The sequence below is a fragment of the Sphingobacterium sp. SGG-5 genome (assembly GCF_011043525.1).
In the GTDB taxonomy this organism is placed as follows: Bacteria; Bacteroidota; Bacteroidia; order Sphingobacteriales; family Sphingobacteriaceae; genus Sphingobacterium.
Genome location: NZ_JAAKGO010000008.1, coordinates 131,793 through 150,240 on the forward strand (window position 1 = coordinate 131,793; position 18,448 = coordinate 150,240).

Annotated in this window: 13 protein-coding genes; 7 read left to right on the forward strand and 6 right to left on the reverse strand. The window is 43.3% G+C overall.

Annotated elements, in window-relative coordinates; translation table 11 throughout:
- The first annotated feature begins 170 nt into the window (after positions 1-170).
- The 4 genes from G5B30_RS13690 (at position 171) to rlmB (ending at position 6,822) form a co-directional block, all read left to right on the forward strand.
- Complete coding sequence (locus tag G5B30_RS13690) at positions 171-2,900, forward strand: TonB-dependent receptor (protein WP_165320552.1); 2,730 nt, start codon at positions 171-173, stop codon at positions 2,898-2,900.
- Between the two features lie 74 nt (positions 2,901-2,974).
- Positions 2,975-4,141: a hypothetical protein gene (locus G5B30_RS13695; RefSeq protein WP_165320553.1), complete on the forward strand. Its 1,167-nt coding sequence runs from the start codon at positions 2,975-2,977 to the stop codon at positions 4,139-4,141.
- 99 nt (positions 4,142-4,240) lie between these two features.
- Positions 4,241-6,007 (forward strand): DNA polymerase III subunit gamma/tau, encoded by a 1,767-nt coding sequence (locus tag G5B30_RS13700; RefSeq protein WP_165320554.1) that lies wholly within the window; start codon positions 4,241-4,243, stop codon positions 6,005-6,007.
- Between the two features lie 35 nt (positions 6,008-6,042).
- Positions 6,043-6,822, forward strand: a complete 780-nt coding sequence (gene rlmB / locus G5B30_RS13705; RefSeq protein WP_165320555.1) for a 23S rRNA (guanosine(2251)-2'-O)-methyltransferase RlmB — start codon at positions 6,043-6,045, stop codon at positions 6,820-6,822.
- Between the two features lie 51 nt (positions 6,823-6,873).
- On the opposite strand, the gene G5B30_RS13710 is transcribed toward rlmB, so the two are convergent.
- Positions 6,874-8,688, reverse strand: coding sequence for a DEAD/DEAH box helicase (locus G5B30_RS13710; RefSeq protein WP_165320556.1), 1,815 nt, complete (start codon positions 8,686-8,688; stop codon positions 6,874-6,876).
- Between the two features lie 151 nt (positions 8,689-8,839).
- Between G5B30_RS13710 and G5B30_RS13715 the strand changes: the two genes are divergently transcribed.
- Positions 8,840-10,315, forward strand: a complete 1,476-nt coding sequence (locus G5B30_RS13715; protein ID WP_165320557.1) for an amino acid permease — start codon at positions 8,840-8,842, stop codon at positions 10,313-10,315.
- A 157-nt stretch (positions 10,316-10,472) separates the two neighbouring features.
- Here G5B30_RS13715 and G5B30_RS13720 read toward each other — a convergent pair whose 3' ends face one another.
- The 3 genes from G5B30_RS13720 to G5B30_RS13730 all read right to left on the reverse strand — a co-directional run bounded on the left by G5B30_RS13720 (position 10,473) and on the right by G5B30_RS13730 (position 13,454).
- Positions 10,473-11,822, reverse strand: coding sequence for an OmpA family protein (locus G5B30_RS13720; RefSeq protein WP_240903218.1), 1,350 nt, complete (start codon positions 11,820-11,822; stop codon positions 10,473-10,475).
- A 601-nt stretch (positions 11,823-12,423) separates the two neighbouring features.
- On the reverse strand, positions 12,424-13,071 hold the full coding sequence (locus G5B30_RS13725; protein ID WP_165320558.1) for a sigma-70 family RNA polymerase sigma factor: 648 nt from the start codon (positions 13,069-13,071) through the stop codon (positions 12,424-12,426).
- Positions 13,071-13,454, reverse strand: a complete 384-nt coding sequence (locus tag G5B30_RS13730; RefSeq protein WP_165320559.1) for a hypothetical protein — start codon at positions 13,452-13,454, stop codon at positions 13,071-13,073. Before G5B30_RS13730 ends, G5B30_RS13725 begins: the two co-directional genes overlap by 1 nt.
- A 100-nt stretch (positions 13,455-13,554) precedes the next feature.
- On the opposite strand from G5B30_RS13730, the gene G5B30_RS17510 reads away from it, so the two are divergent.
- A complete protein-coding gene (locus tag G5B30_RS17510; RefSeq protein ID WP_262886604.1) occupies positions 13,555-13,890 on the forward strand; it encodes an SdpI family protein in 336 nt (111 codons plus the stop codon).
- A 23-nt stretch (positions 13,891-13,913) separates the two neighbouring features.
- Here the strand turns inward: G5B30_RS17510 and G5B30_RS13740 are convergent, their stop codons facing one another.
- Positions 13,914-14,741, reverse strand: coding sequence for a universal stress protein (locus G5B30_RS13740; protein ID WP_165320561.1), 828 nt, complete (start codon positions 14,739-14,741; stop codon positions 13,914-13,916).
- Positions 14,742-14,747: 6 nt separating this feature from the next.
- Positions 14,748-15,584 carry a universal stress protein gene (locus G5B30_RS13745; RefSeq protein WP_165320562.1) on the reverse strand — a complete coding sequence of 279 codons (837 nt, stop codon included), beginning with the start codon at positions 15,582-15,584 and terminating at the stop codon, positions 14,748-14,750.
- A 243-nt stretch (positions 15,585-15,827) separates the two neighbouring features.
- Here G5B30_RS13745 and alaS point away from each other — a divergent pair, with 243 nt between their 5' ends.
- Entirely contained in the window at positions 15,828-18,440 is a 2,613-nt protein-coding gene (alaS, locus tag G5B30_RS13750) for an alanine--tRNA ligase (protein WP_165320563.1), read from the forward strand.
- The last annotated feature ends 8 nt before the right edge of the window (positions 18,441-18,448 follow it).

Consider the following 18,448-nt stretch of genomic DNA (forward strand, 5'->3'; position numbering starts at 1 on the left):
ATCTAATATCAATTGGGTGCAAATTAAGTATTTTTTGACGAAAAGGAATGGGAGGAGTGTATCAATTCTGTTTAACATTAAATTAAAATAGAACTAACATATATATAATGTAGGGTTAACGTTAGTGTAATAGTTACGTGATAATATTGCAACATAAATTTAACACGAGTATGAAGCGTATTAATCATGTTTTATTGCTATTAGGAAGTTTCTTTTTGATTTCTAATGCAATGGCGCAGTCCCTTCAGGGGATCAGAGGGAAGGTCGTCGATATCGAAACATTTAGGCCTATTATAGGTGCTAACATTTCTATTTCTCATATCACAAGTCCGGTGACGACCGATGAGAAAGGTGAATTTACAGTGTCCCTGAAGGAAAAAGGATCCTATAAAGTGGTGAGCAAATTTGTGGGGTATGCTTCGGATACAACAATGGTCGAGTTTGGCGAAAGAGAATGGGAAAATCTGAATATCATTTTGGTCGCCGAGAACTCCAGTATTGATGAAGTCGTGGTCACGCGTCGAAGAGCACAATTTACAGAATTAGCTTTATTAGAAGAACGTAAAAAATCCAATCTGATGTTAGAGAAAATCGGTTCTCAGGAGCTAACCCGTAAAGGAGTAAGCGATGCAGAAGGTGCGCTGACCAAGATGAGTGGTGTAACCAAATCGGCAAGTGGTGCCAATGTTTTTGTGCGTGGTCTGGGGGATCGTTATAATAGTACCACATTAAACGGATTAGCATTACCATCGGAAGATCCATTGAACAAAAATATTTCATTGGATTTTTTTGGTACTGATATTATTCAGAGTATCGGAGTGAATAAGACGTTCAATCCGACATTGGGTGGAGATGTCGCCGGTGCGGATATAGATATTGTGTCCAAGGAACTCACTGAAGATGCTTTCCTTGAAATAGGGGCATCCACAGGGATCAATACCGAAGCCATCAATACTGACAATTTTAAAAAAATATCGGGTTCAAATTGGTTCGGGAAGTTGAAAGAATCAAAAAGTTCCATTACCAATGGAAACACCTATGCGTTTCCCAACACATGGAATCCTATCCCTATGGAAGGCTCTCCGTTGAACTCGTCATTCTCATTGTCCGGAGGAAAGAAAGTTAGGATAGGTGAGAATAATCTGAACGTATTTTTGTCGGCTAACCTGAATTCGGATTATAAATATTATGATGGTGTTGTTCGTCAAACGCAAACGGATGGTAATGTTACCTTAGATCAGAAATCAACGCTTTCACAGTATAATGTCGATAAGACAGCTATTGCAAATCTAAAGTACTCCTTTGGTAAGCATTATGTGGCATTCAATTCGTTGTATATCAATAATCAAAGCCAGACGTTTGAAGAGAATTATGGACTGACCAACGATCCCGATCCGAATGACAAAGGTTTGTTCAGAAGACAACATATTGTGGACAATAACTTGTTTGTGAATCAACTCTTGTCAAAACTTGTTTTGGATGATGTCTTGAATCTGGACCTTGGAATTGCGTATAACCTGGTAAAAGGAAATGAACCTGACCGTCGTACCATCAGATTGACAGAAGAATTTGATGGCAGTGGAAATAGTGATTTTTATTTATTGTCGGAGCAAAACTCAAACGAGCGGTATTATTCCGATTTGACAGAAAAAAACTGGGTGGCGAAAGCTATAGCGACGTATAATCTGGATAAGGACAATGCGTTTGATCGTAAAATTAGTTTTGGGTACAACGGCAACATGACGGACAGAGATTTTAATGCGACGTTGTATACGCATGAGATAAATGGTTCGCGTCAACTGGATCCAAACAATGTTTATAACATTGATAATGTGTTTAACGATAATACCCTACAATCCGGATTTTTCGATCTGAGTTCACGCTTTGGCAATTTTGATCCGGAATGGTATACAGGAAAGAAGCATGTACACGCTGCATTGCTGTTAGGCACGTACCAATTCACGGAGAAGTTTACGGCCTTATTGGGTGTGCGGTATGATAATGTATTCCAAGAGGTTGTATACAAAACTGCTTTGAACGATTCGAAGCTGAACGGTAATAAGCCATTGGAGAAAAACTATGTATTGCCGAGCTTAAACTTGAAGTATGCATTGACCGATAAGAGCAATCTGAGAGCATCGGCGAGCATGTCTTATACTTTGCCGCAATTTATCGAGATGGCCGAGTTTCTAAACGCGTTTTCAACCTATACCACACAGGGTAATCCAGACCTTAAACCCGTTCAGAATATGAATTTTGATGCCAAGTGGGAGCTTTTTCCTACTTCTGGAGAATTGATTTCTGTCGGTGTTTTTTATAAACAGCTGAAAGATCCGATCGCACGTACCGAGATGAGCGGCAACGTGATGACCTATCATAATGTCGGTTCGACCGCCACTGTTGCCGGAGCCGAGTTGGAATTGAAGAAAAACATCCTCAAAACAACAGGTGCGTACGGAGACAATGTGCTTTCAGGAGGACTAAACCTGTCATATCTATACAGTAATCAGAAACTTGAAAACATCATACCAAGGTTTACAGCAGAAGAATCTGCACTGCAAGGTGCATCGCCGGTACTGGTCAATGCTGATCTGACTTACTTGTGGAACAGACAACACTGGAACCTGACATCGACAGCAGTGTTGAACTATTTCAGTGACCGTATTTATTCCCTTGGTGGTAATAACGCATATAAAGATATTATCGAAAAAGGAGTTCCAACGCTTGATTTTATTACACAGGCTAATATTAAGAAGAACTGGGGTGTCAACGTGAAGATGCGTAACCTACTTAATCCGGCATTTAGTTTGGAACGAGAATCTGACAGCAATAATGCTGTAGTACTAAGATCATACAAAAGGGGGATAGATATGAGTGTAGGGTTGTCTTATAAGTTTTAATGATTTGGTAACATTCACTTAATCATTTAGTTGCTTTCATGAATTAATATTGTAATAAATAAAAAAGAGAAAAAATGAAAAGAAAATTACTTAGTATTATGACCGTTTCGGTACTATTGTTTACGGCATGTTCGGACAAAGAGGGAGATGGTGATGGTGTAGATAATGGAGAACCAGTTGAATTGACTGAGCTGTTGGGAAGTATCACGAGCAAGAATGCCGTAGTTAAAGGCAGTTCTATCAATTTGGTGGGTGCAACAATCGTTCGTGAAGGTGCAACATTAACTATCCCTGGGGGTACGACGATCACAGCAAACGATAAGGGTGCGTATCTGTTGATCGAAAGAGGAGCTAAGATTATTGCAAAAGGTACTGCTGCTAAACCGATTAAATTTACAGCTGGTGACAAAAAATCCGGCGCCTGGGGAGGTTTGATCATCAATGGTAAAGCTCCGCTTTCCCGTGCTACCGAAGCTTCGCCAAGTAACTTTGAAACGGAAATCAACACCAATATATTCTACGGTGGTAATGATGTGAATGATAACTCCGGTGAGTTGGATTATATCACCATTGAGTACTCAGGAGCAAATATATCGGATGACAAAGAGCACAACGGTCTGACACTGAATGGTGTAGGTAAGGGTACTAAAATCAGCAATATCTATATCAAAGACGGAGCCGATGACGGTATTGAGTTCTTTGGTGGCTCGGTTGATGTCACTAACCTGTTGGTTGTCAATTCTGAAGATGATATGTTCGATTTTACCCAAGGATATACAGGGACCTTGAAAAACGCGTATGGTATTTGGGAAACGGCTTTCAAAACTAATGAGAAAGATCCTCGTGGTATTGAGGCGGATGGTAACCATGACGGAACTTTACCGGATGCGGTTCACCAATCAAATTTCAAGATCGAAGGTATGACTATTGTTCATAAATCAACTACAGCTGGGGTTGAAGGAACAATGGTCGATATTGTGAAAATCAGAAGAGGTGCTACGGCAAATATTACGAACCTGCTGATTGATATCGGTACAACTTCACTTTTTAGTGATATTATCGATTTTACAGATGATGCAGGTAAAGGAAATGCTGCGTCAAAAATCGAGTACACATTTAATCCTGAAACTTTGTACAGCGATGCAAAAGTAAAAGCAGAGGGTGCTACTATCACCAAAAACGACGCACAAACTGGAGCTACTACCAGCGCATTTGCTTGGACAGGCTACTCATTTAATTAATTATTGTTTTATAAGCTGCTGTAATTTTATAATTATTAGACCAGGGGAACCGTAAAGGTTCCTTTTGTTGTTTATGGCTAAATACCTATCTTTGTCCTGATGGATAACTTCATTGTCTCGGCCCGTAAATACCGTCCTGTTACCTTCGATTCTGTCGTGGGGCAACAACATGTGACCAACACACTTAAGAATGCTATCCATAATAATCAACTGGCGCAGGCCTTTTTGTTTTGTGGACCACGGGGTGTAGGCAAGACCACCTGTGCCCGCATCTTGGCCAAGACAATCAATTGTGAAGCGATCTCATCGGGAACAGAAGCCTGTGGTACGTGTTCGAGCTGTCAATCGTTTCAGAACGGTGCTTCATTCAGCATTCATGAACTGGATGCAGCTTCCAACAACTCTGTCGAAGACATCCGGAGTCTGATCGAGCAGGTTCGTATTCCTCCTCAGTCGGGAAAATACAAAATTTATATCATCGATGAGGTACACATGCTTTCCCAAGCTGCGTTCAATGCTTTTCTGAAGACATTGGAAGAACCGCCTTCTTATGCGATTTTTATCCTGGCTACTACAGAGAAACACAAGATATTGCCGACTATATTGTCTCGCTGTCAGATTTTTGATTTCAATCGTATACGCGTAGATGACATGGCTAATCATTTGGCCACCATAGCCGATAAGGAAGGGGTTGCGTATGAACACGATGGTCTCCATGTTATTGCGCAGAAAGCGGATGGAGGTTTGCGGGATGCCTTGTCGATGTTCGACCAGATTGTCAGCTTTACTAATCGTCATCTGACTTATGAAGCGGTTATCGAAAACCTGAACATTTTAGATTATGAGTACTATTTTCGGTTGTTGGATGCGATTGCAGGAGAAGAGGCGGATGAGACTTTATTGATATTTGATTCCGTACTGAGCAAAGGATTTGACGGAGGACATTTTATGGCAGGCCTCGCTAACCATTTGCGTAATCTTTTGGTTTCCAAAGAACCCAAAACGTTGCGGTTGTTAGAAGTGGGAGAAAATATAAAAAAACGTTATCTGGAACAATCTTCCTCTATGAGTTCAGGACTCCTGCTATCTGCTCTGAATATTGCGAACCAGTGTGAAATTAATTACAGAACGAGTAAAAACCAACGTCTTCAGGTGGAACTGGCCTTATTGAAGATGTGTCACCTCTCTACAGCCATTACATTATCGCTGCATCCGCCCACAGCTGCTCCTCCTGTAGAAGGACAAAAAAAAAAACTAATTGAGTCTATACCTCGTCAGACGGAAGAAGCTACTGCGCCGGTTGCCTTAGCCAAAGCCGCTGACAAAACAGTCGCCCCTCCTGAATCACCACAGCAGAAAAAAGAAGAAAAGCCTTCCTTTACCTCAGGAAAGGGCTGGGGGAACATACAGGTGGCTGCGGCGGTACCAAATCTAACAACTGTTTTTGAAGATAAACCTGTTGTCGAAACGGCAAAGGATGATCTCGTTGTAGGGAATGAATATCAGGAAATTACAGAAAGTGACTTCTTAAACAAGTGGAATGCCTTTGCGGAGAAGATGAAGGCAGAAAGCCGGATTACTATTTTCACCATCATGACGGCATCAACACCTCGTCTTAAAGGCGCTCAAATAGAGATTGATGTCGATAATATGGTGCAGATGGAGCAGATACGCGAATATAAAATCGATATCTTGAATTACCTACGTGTAGAGCTGCGCAATTTCTCGCTGGATCTCACTGCCATACAAGTAGAGCAGAACCGTACCTTAAAACCCTATACCTCACAGGAAAAATATCAGGCCATGGCCGTTAAAAATCCAGCCTTGGAGACCTTGCGCAAAACCTTTAATTTAGGGTTGAGTTAGACCTTTGACATTTTTACAAACTACATTTAATATACATGCAACATTTTCAACGGAGAGATCAAGGCGAGAAGCGAGAATCCAATCAGATGGTTTTCGGAATCCGCGCTGTCATAGAAGCGATAGATAGCGGAAAAGAGATGGAGTCGGTTTTCGTGCAACGCGGGCTGAGTGGAAGTCTTTTTATGGAGCTTAAAGCTTTGTTGAAAGAGCATAACATAGGGTTTCAGCAAGTTCCTATTGAAAAGCTGAATCGAATTACCCGCAAAAATCATCAGGGTGTTATTGCGGTGATTTCACCCATTACTTATCAGAATATTGAAGACCTATTGCCGCTTATCTACGAGAAAGGTGAAGTACCCCTTTTGTTGATGCTGGACGGTGTCACCGATGTGCGGAATATGGGTGCGATTGCCCGTACGGCAGAATGTGCCGGCGTGCACGCTCTTATTGTTCCGAAGAAAGGCTCTGCTGAAATCAATCCCGATGCGATTAAAACCTCTGCCGGAGCGCTGTATAAAATACCGGTGTGCCGTCAGGACGCTTTAGGTAAGACCGGACGTTTTCTAATTGATTCGGGGGTACAATTGGTCGTTGGTACGGAGAAGACAAACGATTCGATCTACGACGTTGATTATGCGGTGCCTACGTGTATCGTTATGGGAGCCGAAGATGTAGGCGTTTCAGATGATTTGATACGTATATCCGACAAGTTGGCCCGGATACCCATGTTTGGAGAAATTAAATCGTTAAATGTATCTGTTTCGGCAGGAGTTATACTTTACGAGGCCATACGGCAACGGCAGCTCGGTAAATAAGTCATAAAAAAAGGTGGGTTGATGCCCACCTTTTCTATGAAACTTTAAGGATTAATACCTGCTTTTCGATTCGCGGCGTTTGCCCGAGAAATCACGAAAATCCTTGTTGTAGCTTCGGCCACGGTCACTGCCGCCTCTGCGATCTCTGCTATGGCTTTTTCCGTATCGATCTCCACCTCCTCGAGAAGAACGGCCACCTCTGTCCGAACGATCCTCACCGGATGATCTCTCAATACGTACTTGCCTTCCATTGAAGTCTACGGCTTTGAAGCCTTGGAAAACGTTTTCTACATCATGGTCTTGTACTTCGAAGAAGGTAAAGACGCCTTTCATATCGATTTTACCAACAGATTTTCCCGGGATATTTGCATTGTTGCAGATAAAGCCCAGCATATCGCCTCTGCTGAATTCATCTACGGCTCCTAAGTTGATAAATAAACGGGTATATCCAGTAGATGCCGACCGGCTTCTATCTCTATCTCTATCCCTATCGCGTCCTCTATCTCCTCTTTCACGATCACCTCTGCCACTTTCGCGGGCATCGATGTTTAAGTCCGGTGCATTCTGGTAATAATCAAGGAAACGGTTAAACTCCAATGAAGCAAAACGTTTGATGATGTCTTCTTTGGATAGATCCTGCAACGATTCAACTATTGCGGGCATATACGGTGATATCTGATCATCGTTTACCGATACATGATTTATTTTATCCACGATCGCGAACAGTTGCTTCTCACAGACCTCACCGCCTTGCGGAACTTGCTTTTTCTCGAAAGTTTTACCGATAATTTTCTCGATACGGCGGATTTTACCCAATTCTTTTACATTGATCAAAGAAATAGATATTCCTGTTTTACCGGCCCGAGCGGTACGGCCTGAACGGTGGGTATAGTTTTCCACCTCATCAGGAAGCGAGAAGTTGATCACGTGCGTTACATCATTCACGTCAATACCACGCGCCGCGACGTCCGTTGCGATCAGTAGCTGTAAATTTCGCTCCCGATAGCGCTTCATGACCTTGTCACGTTGCTGTTGTGAAAGATCTCCGTGCAAAGAATCGGCGTTGTAACCATCTTTGATGAGCGCTTCCGCGATTTCCTGTGTTTCTATCTTGGTACGACAGAAGACGATGCCAAAAATTTCAGGGTAGTAATCAACAATGCGCTTGAACGCTGCGTATTTGTCGCGGGCTTTAATCAAATAATATTGATGTTCAATATTCGCGTTTCCCGTGTTTTTGGTGCCTACGGTTAGCTCGACCGGATCTACCATGTACTTTTGAGCAATCCGACGGACTTCTTTAGGCATCGTGGCTGAGAACAACCACGTTTTTTTGTTTTCGGGTGTTTCGGAAAGGATATTGTTGATATCCTCTTGGAATCCCATGTTCAACATTTCATCAGCTTCGTCCAAGACGACATAGCTGATACTCGAAAAATCAATAGCATTACGATTGATGATGTCCAACATCCGGCCCGGTGTAGCTACTACGATCTGCACACCACGACGGATTTGACGTAGTTGGTCAGAAATGTTTGCTCCACCATACACCGCTACCACACGAGCATCATCGAGATACTTGGCATACTTTTCCAAATCCTTGGAGATCTGTAAACACAGCTCACGCGTAGGACAAAGAATTAATGCTTGCGGATGTTTTTGTGAAAAATCAATCTGTTCTAACAATGGGAGACCAAATGCCGCGGTCTTCCCTGTACCGGTTTGGGCTAATCCGACAAAATCGTCGTTACCAGTCAATAACACAGGAATGGCTTTTTCCTGAATAGGAGAAGGTTTTTCGAAACCTAACTCAGTGATGGCATTAACAATCTCATGACGGATCCCCAGTTCTAAAAATGGGTTCATGAAATAAATTATACAATAGGCACTATTGCCTAAGGCGGTGCAAAGATAGTGATAGTAGTTGATATTTCCTAATCTAAAAAAAATGAAATCAATTTTTCATAATCCTCTTATTTTTTATAGGTTTGGGCTGAAAAGAATTTAGATCTAAATTATGTGGTATAAAAAATCTGTTGCAAAACTTGTTGCCGAAGCCCAGGAAAGCGGTGAAGGTACGCTGAAAAGAACCCTGTCCAGTACCGGCTTGGTCGCCTTAGGTGTGGGTGCAATTATCGGTGCAGGATTATTTTCTTTAACCGGAATAGCTGCTGCTGAAAATGCCGGACCTGCTGTCATGTTGTCTTTTGTCATTGCCGCGGTAGGTTGTGCATTTGCCGGGCTCTGCTATGCTGAATTTGCCTCCATGATCCCCGTAGCAGGCAGTGCTTATACATATTCCTATGCGACGATGGGTGAATTTATGGCTTGGATTATAGGATGGGATCTGGTGTTGGAATACGCTTTAGCGGGAGCCACCGTGGCTGCCAGCTGGTCTCAGTACTTCAATCAGCTGTTGCGTGTCTTTGGTTGGGAACTCCCTCCCGAGTTGCTGACAGGGCCTTGGGAGGGCGGTATAGTCAACCTCCCTGCTATCATTATTGTCTGTCTGCTTTCGCTGCTTCTGATGCGGGGTACACAAGAGTCATCCTTTGTGAACAACGTATTGGTGATTTTGAAAGTAAGTGTCGTATTGCTGTTTATTGCCTTAGGTTGGCAGTTTATAGATCCTGCAAATCATACGCCTTTCATCCCTGTCAACGAAGGTGAAGAACTGCTGAAGCAAGGCAAGATCGGGATGTTTGATTTCTTTAAAGAGGGGTATTTCGGTGAGTTCGGTATAAGTGGTGTATTACGTGCCGCAGGTGTGCTGTTTTTTGCCTTTATCGGCTTTGATGCGGTCAGTACTGCCGCTCAAGAGGCTAAAAACCCGAAAAAAGGTATGCCTATCGGTATCATTGGGTCACTTATCATCTGTACCATTTTATATGTATTGTTTTCGTATGTTATGACAGGTTTGGCTCCTTATACGGTTTTCAAAGGCGATGCCAGTCCGGTAGCGACGGCTTTTGCCAATACAGGTTACCACTTTTTGAATACCGCGATGACTGTTACGATTATAGCGGGGTATACGTCCGTTATTTTGGTCATGTTGTTGGGACAAAGTAGGGTATTTTATACCATGAGCAAGGACGGGTTATTACCCAAGATTTTTTCGGATTTATCTAAACGGCAGACACCATGGAAAACAAATTTAATATTCATGGTCTTCGTCAGCATCTTCGCTGGTTTTGTACCTATTTCAGATTTAGGCCATATGGTCAGTATAGGAACATTATTTGCGTTCTCACTCGTCTGTATCGGCGTGATTGTGCTACGGAAAAAGAATCCTTCTGCGGAAAGACCTTTTAAGACACCTTTTGTGCCGGTGATACCGATATTGGGCGTGATCGTCTGTGTACTGATGATGGCTTCCTTACCGGTAGAGAGCTGGGAACGACTGGCCATATGGATGGCTATCGGCATCATTATCTATTTTGCTTACGGTAGAAAACATAGTATGCTCCGAAAAGAGGTCGAAGGAAAGGAATAAAGATAAAGCCGCCTAAAAAGGTATAGCTGTTTATTTAATCGTCATTTCGAACGAAGAGAGAAATCTATGGATAAATTTGAATACTAATTTTCAATCAGTTGAAAAATCGCTTAACCATAGATTTCTCGTCGTTCCTCCTCGAAATGACGGTAATGTCTTAATATAACGTAAACTCTACGCGTCGGTTTTGCTGACGACCGTCGGCGGTTGCATTTGTGGCTATTGGCTGATCTGGGCCATAGCCTGTAGCTTCTATCCGCGATGCATTGGCACCTTTAGACACCAGGTACGCTTTTACGGCCTCTGCCCGTTCTTTAGATAACCGTAAGTTAAGTTCCCGTGAACCGGTATTATCAGTATGTCCAGCCAGTTTTAAGCTGAAGTTTTTCTCGATAAGTAGTGCAGCAACATGGTTTAAGGACGAGAAGGAGTTTGCACGTATTGTCGCTTTGCCCAAATCAAATTCAAGATTTCGGATCGCTTCGTCGACAACCTTTTTGTCTTCCTCCGTAACGACAATCTTTTCGATTACCTTCGTTTCGTTTTTCATTTCCGGAAGTGGACAGCCGGCACCATCGACCTGCACACCAGCAGCGGTATTCGGACACTTGTCGTATTTATTTGCTACCCCATCGCCATCGTCATCTTTCAGCTCGTTGGCCAATGTGTCGAGCTCATCTTTCAATGCTTTGTTCGAAGCGACCAGTGCATCACGTTCCGACTTCAGCTCATCATATTTAGCCGTATAGTCGTTGATAAGTGTAGCTACAGGGTTACTGTTGCCGAGGTAAGGTTTGCTTCCGCTCCCTAATGCGATCTCCAATCCGGCGTGGGCATAGGAAAATAGGTCATTTTTGTACTGTCCGCCCATTACCCCATCAAACCGCTGGTTGGCCCAATTCAGCTGATAACCCAAGTCCAGGTTGATGCCTTTGGCGACAGCGAATTTAAAGCCCGCATCAGCTGGCACGTATAGTTTTGTTGTTGCGCTGTGTGCCGTCTCATTGTCTCCTGCATCCGTTGTCGTCGTTTCGAAGTTCAGCGCACCTAATCCGATGGCGAAATAGGGTTTAATGAAGCTGTTAAAAAAGCGCCAGTTAGTGTTGGCCAGCGTCCATTCGCCTGACAATGCAGCCGACCAAGGGACATTGGTTTCAAATGCCGCGACCGTTCCCGGTGTGGCGGATGCATTCGCTTCGTTTGTGCCTCCGACTTTTCCACCCAGATATTGCGCTTTCAAACCAAAGGAAGGTGACAATTGCTTTTTGATATAGGCACTATAACCCAGATTGTGGTCCAGCTTATCGAAGCCCGCACGGTTGAACCCTAAAATATTCGTTTGGTTTAAGACACCGGCATTGACGCCGATAGACCATGTCCGGTATTCACCCGTAGAACCTAAAGGTGTGGTTCCCTCGATAGTTGCGGTGTTCTGTGCGAAAGCTGTTGTCGCGATAAGGCCCGCTCCGAGGAGCATACTGATTTTGAGTACATGTTTATTTTCCATATAATTTTGTTTGATATATTATAATCAACCAAAAGAATGCCATTTTGTTTAGAAATTAATCTGCTTCTTCGTGTAGAGCACAAAAAATAAATAGTTGTAGCGGATATTCTACGTGGTCTCTTCATCCAAGGTGTAATCGCCCGGATTTTCTGAATGCAAGTGATTGCTTGCGAACGGGAAGTAACAGGTTCCCCCTCGCAAGCAACGGCTTCCGTATGGGGAGCAACAGGTTACGGAACTTGAGCGATTGCTTAAGCACTGCAAACGATGGCTTGCGCTCCGCAAGTAATTGCTTGCGAACGGGAAGTAACAGCTTACGTCCCTTAAACGATTGCCTAAACTTTGTAAACGATCGGTTCTACTCCGCAAGTAATTGGTTCCAAGCCGGAAGCAACAGGTTACGGAACTTGAGCGATTGCTTAAGCACTGCAAACGATGGCTTGCGCTCCGCAAGTGATCGCTTGCGAACGGGAAGTAATAGCTTACGATCCTTAAACGATTGCCTAAGCTTTGTAAACGATTGGTTCCACTCCGCAAGTAATTGGTTCCGCTCTACAAGCAATAGGTTCCGAAGCGAAAAAAGGACAATGTACGGGCCAGATTACGACAAAATTTTTTCCATAACGCGATTTACCATTGCATCACAGTAGATCAGGTTAAACTCGTAGAGATCCACCGCGGTATAAGATCGTTCAATTTCTTTGCGCAACATCGATTTGGCTCTATGGAGCTTGATTTTTACATTGCTTTGGCTGATATGGAGTGCTTCTGCTGTTTCAGCTACATTGAGGCCGTTCATTTCCCGGAGCGCAAAAACAATACGGTAGTCCTCGGGAATGCACGAGAGTGATTGTTCAATGATATGACCCAGCTCGCGGTTGTTTATCTGTTTGGTAGCATTATTGTCCGCGTTATTAAACATTGGCGTTAGGTTTTCATTTATGTTGTCCCGGGCTCGTTCATTTTTAAAGCTGGATTTCTCTTTTTTATGGTAACAATTGTTGAGCATAATACGGATAAGCCATGTTTTGAAGTTTGCGCGTTGTTCAAACCGCGACAAATTCCGGAACGCGTCAATATAAGTGTCCTGCATCAGGTCTTGTGTATCTTCATGACTGAAATTATAAGATCTCCCAACTTTATATAAATAGGAGTTAAACCGTCTTACAATTAATTCATAAAGCGGTTTTTCTCCATTCAGAATGCGATTGATGATATCTATTTCTGTCAGGTATTTCTTATTCTCCATTATCCATTTACTATTTTAGACAATTGTGCCATCGAGAAAGCTGCTACGGCCATAACCAGATCACGGACTGCTACATCTAGGTAATTAAAACTTGCTAGTAAACTCAGGGCAATTAATGTAAGCCAAGCCGCTACCAGATAACCACCAAAATACGATTTTTTCAAAACAATAAGGCCAGCAATGATCTCAATAATTCCTACAATTGCCATAAACGTAGCACCGGAGAACGGCAATAGATTAATTATAGCGGGGTTTAGATACTGCTCCCAATCGGTCAGTAAATTTGTGAATTTATCTGCCCCTGCTACGATAGGTACGATAACAAACACATATTTTAATAAGCGCTGTGTTTGTTTTAATTGTTGTGTTTGATTGTTTTCCATTTTTATATAATTTACTCTTTATATTCGATTAGAGTAAATGAGAGGAAGAATGGTTACATTTATACCTTTATCCAAAGTATATGAACTTAACCGCAATAAAATGGAAGAGATAGTTTTTATTTTCGGTAACCCAACGATATTGATAATTTTTTTGATTTCTCTTGCTTTTAAATCCTTTCCTCCGAAGGGAATTAATAGTTGGTATGGTTACAGAACGCCGAGATCCATGAAAAATCAAAAGCGATGGGATTTCGCACAGAAGTACAGTGCAAACATGTTTTTCCGTGATGCTTTTGGATTATTGATTATCCAGATTGCTTTGAAAATAGGATTTCCACAAGAGTATTACATTGATTTAGGTTTACTCCTGTTATTGTTAATCTTATCTGTAATCATCATATATAAAACGGAAACAAAGTTGAAAAAGATGGATTAAGATCGCCTTGCCATGCGTCAAAATCAAAGCTTCGCAAAGAACTTTGGTATCTTAATCTCATGTGCCATTTTCCGAACCACATTTTCCTCAATGATTTTTCGGAAAAAACCTTTCTTGCTCTTGGTGACCAACAGCATATCGATCTGTTCATCGTCAATCACAGACTGGATAGACTGGGTAACATCTGCTTTATATTGAATGAAAAACGCCTGGTTTTTAATAATATAAGAAATGTCGTCAATGCCAGTTTCCTGGATAACTCGGTCAATAAAGGTTTTGAACTTGCTGTCCAGATCCTTGATGTCACTGTTGTCGGTGTTGATGTGGATGAGGACGAGTTCAAAATCTTTCCCGAGCAGTTTTATGGCCTGCTTTAACACATCGATCTCACCGTCTTTGTAATTGCACAGCAGGCCCACCCGGTTCATTCGGAACTTGCGATCGGTCAGAGGCACAGCCAGTACCGGAACACGGGTGTTTTCAAACACCTCATACATATTGGAGCCTGCTAAGAGCGCGTTGAGACCGGATGCTCCTTTGGTGCCCATGACAATCGCGTCATATTCGTCGTTTGTAGCCAGCTTCTTAATTTCCGAATAGACATTCCCTTCCTTAAAGATGACGTTGACATTGAGTTCTGTGTCCATTTTAACCAGCTCCGATACGATCTTTTGCATATCGCTCTTCGCAGAACCTACCTTCGGGTCCATCAAATTTTGCTCGTCTGGTCCGGCGAGGACGTGTACCAGATCAAAATCATGGTATACGAGTTTGTTGAGCGAACAGGCGTAGGTGATCGCTTTGTAAGAATGTTCAGAGAAATCTACCGGGATAAGTATTTTTTTTGCCATGGTGCGTTAGTTATTGTCAAAAAATGCAGGTCTGTTGAGGTGTAAAGCAATCTGTTTGGAAACCGAGGTACGGAAAAGCCGTTCAAAAAAACTTTTTCGTGTTTTCGTCACCACGATCATGTCGTAATTCTGTTCGGTAACGATATGTTGGATAACCTCCGGCACTGAGTCGGCGGTTTCATCTTCTTTATCCAACGCTCTTAAAAGGGTATGGACGGATTCGATGCCATTGATTTCCTTGATATTGAAAGACCAGGATTGTAGCGAATCGGCGACTTTGTCCTTATCATTTTGATCTTTGTAAACATGGATGAGTGTCAACCGGGGTATGGTACTGATCGCCGTCACATAATCGTTGAGGGTTTCGAGCTCTTCGGCTTTGAAGTTCGTCAGCATAGCGATATTGTCGAGACGGAATGTGTCATATCCGTTGGGGATGGCCAGCACGGGTATAGAAGATTTGGATACTATACTACTGGTATTGCTGCCCCATATTACCGGTTTTCCTTTTCCCGCTCCGGTTGTACCCATGACGACAAAAACATAGGATCCATCTTCGGTCTTTTGCGGAATACGCTCGGTCAAGAGACCGGATACGCATGACGTTTCAATGGTTATGCTCGGAAATTCGCGGGATAATTTCTCTTTCCATTCCACGATTAATAGATCGGCCTTCAGCACGGGAGAGGTGTCATTTTCTTCGTCGAATACGGTGGATGTTGTGGTGTAGCAATGGAATAGCTCAATCTGCAGCCCGTTTTTTGTAGCAAGCTTGCAGGCATATTGACTGGCAAAAAATGCGTTTTCGGAGAAATCTGTCGGAACTAATATCGTTTTTGTCATGAATTGAAAGTATAGTATTCTTCTCTCACTAAACTTAGCGATTTTTTTATTTATATGCAAGTCTAAGTCATGATGAGGAGTCCCGATAAATCGGGATGATAATCTGTGTTTTTGACTGTTTAATACGTTTATATCGATAGATTTCTCGTCGTACCTCCTCGAAATGACGATAAACCTACTTTTCACAGTCTCCTATAAATATTTCAGATTTTGAGTAGCTTTGTAACTTCATTAAAAATTAACATGACCAGCAAAGAAATACGTACTGCATTTTTGGATTTTTTTAAAAGCAAATCACATCATATTGTAAACTCCGCTCCTGTTGTAGTGAAGGATGATCCCACGTTGATGTTCACCAATGCGGGAATGAACCAATTTAAAGATCTTTTTTTAGGCGAAGCGGCTGTGACGTATCCGCGGATTGCAGATACCCAACGTTGTTTGCGGGTATCGGGGAAACACAATGATCTTGAGGAGGTGGGTATAGATACGTATCACCACACCTTATTTGAGATGTTGGGCAACTGGTCGTTTGGTGATTATTTTAAAAAAGAGGCTATTGCCTGGGCGTGGGAATTGCTTACCGACGTGTATCAATTGGATAAGGACCGGCTGTATGTGACGATCTTTGAGGGCGATAACAACGAAAACTTGGCACGAGATGAGGAAGCGTATGCGTTTTGGAAAAACCATGTCGCCGAGGATAGCATATTATTGGGCAACAAAAAGGATAACTTCTGGGAAATGGGGGATACCGGCCCGTGTGGACCTTGTTCTGAAATTCATTACGATATGCGTCCTGATGGGGAACGCCAGTTGGTAAAAGGACAGGAACTGGTCAATATGGATCATCCACAAGTTATTGAGATATGGAATTTGGTTTTCATGCAGTTCAACAGGTTGAAGTCGGGCGTGTTGGAACCTTTGCCGGCCAAACATGTGGATACCGGAATGGGGTTCGAACGGCTGGTTCGGGCTATACAGGGGAAGACGTCCAACTATGATACGGATGTGTTTCAGCCGTTGATTTCTTTTATAGCTGATCGGGCCGGCCTAAAGTACGGGGACAACGAAAAGACAGATATCGCGATGCGGGTGCTGTCGGATCATATCCGGGCAGTGAGCTTTGCTATAGCAGATGGGCAGCTGCCGTCGAACAATAAGGCGGGGTATGTTATCCGGCGAATTCTACGTCGGGCGGTGCGCTATGCCTACACGTTCCTGGATTTCAAACAGCCCTTTTTTCATGAACTGGTGCCTTTGCTGGCCAATCAGTTCAAAGGCGTATTTGATGAATTATTTCAGCAACAGGATTTTGTGAAGAAGGTGATTCTGGAAGAAGAGGTTTCCTTTTTAAGGACATTGACAACGGGTATACAGCGCTTTGAAAACTATGTGCAGCAAAATCAAGTCATTGATGGCGAATTTGCGTTTGAGCTTTTTGATACTTACGGCTTCCCGATAGACCTGACGCAGTTGCTTGCTCGGGAAAAAGGGCTGGAGGTGGATATGGATGGGTTCCAGAAGGCACTCAGCAGACAACGGGAGCGCTCCCGCGCGGCGACGGCTATAGATACCGGCGATTGGGTGGTGCTGAACGACGACGAGGAGGTGGAGTTTGTTGGCTACGATACATTGACGGCGCAGACGACAATAGTTAAATACCGTAAGATCAGTGCGAAAGGTAAGGATCAACACCAGCTGGTATTAGCAGTGACGCCCTTCTATGCGGAAGGTGGGGGACAGGTGGGGGACAGTGGTGTGCTGATTTCCGAAACGGGTGAAAAGATTATGGTCACTGATACGAAAAAGGAAAATGGTCTTATCGTGCATTTTGTGGATCGTCTTCCCTCGAGCCCGGATGGTGTATTTACAGCACAGGTAGATGTCCGTAAACGTCTGGATACGGAAAGTAACCACTCGGCCACGCATTTGCTTCATGCAGCTTTGAAGCAGGTGTTGGGCGAGCATGTCAATCAAAAGGGTTCGTTGGTGTCTCCAGATGTGCTGCGTTTTGATATTTCGCACTTCGCGAAGATGACGTATGACGAAATAAAAGCAGTGGAAGATATCGTCAATGAGAAGATCCGGGCGAATATAGCTTTAAAGGAAGAGCGTAATGTACCTTTCCAACAGGCCATCGATTCGGGCGTGACGGCGCTGTTTGGTGAAAAATATGGAGACCATGTACGGGTCATTACGTTTGATGACAGTTTTTCGAAAGAATTGTGCGGCGGTACGCATGTTGGGGCAACAGGGCAGATCGGCTTTTTCAAGATTGTGGCGGAGTCGGCTGTGGCAGCAGGTGTGCGTCGGATAGAAGCAATCACCGGGTCGAAAGCAGCGGCGGTTATCCGGGAGCATTTTGAACTCTTCCAAAACGTCAAAGAGCTGTTGAATAGCCCGAAGGACTTTGTTTCTGCGGTGGGAAAATTAATCGACGAAAACGCTTCGTTAAAGAAGGAGATTGAAAACCATATTAAAGAGAAGTCGTTGGCGTTGAAGAAGGGGCTGGAAGAAAAATTTGAAACGATAGACGGGGTTCATTTTCTGGCGACTGTGGTGGATCTGCCGCACCCGGATGCGGTGAAGACGTTGGCTTATGCATTGAAAGGGATGATGGATAACCTTTTCTTGGTGTTGGGCGCAAATATCGACGGAAAACCAAGCTTGACCGTTGTGGTTTCCGAAGATTTGGTCAAGAGCAAAGGGCTGAACGCCGGGACAATTGTCCGGGATCTGGCTAAAGATATACAAGGTGGTGGGGGTGGACAGCCTTTTTTCGCCACTGCGGGAGGAAAAGATGTGTCGGGCTTAGAAAAGGCTGTAGGTAGAGCAAGAACATTTATCGAATAATAGGATTT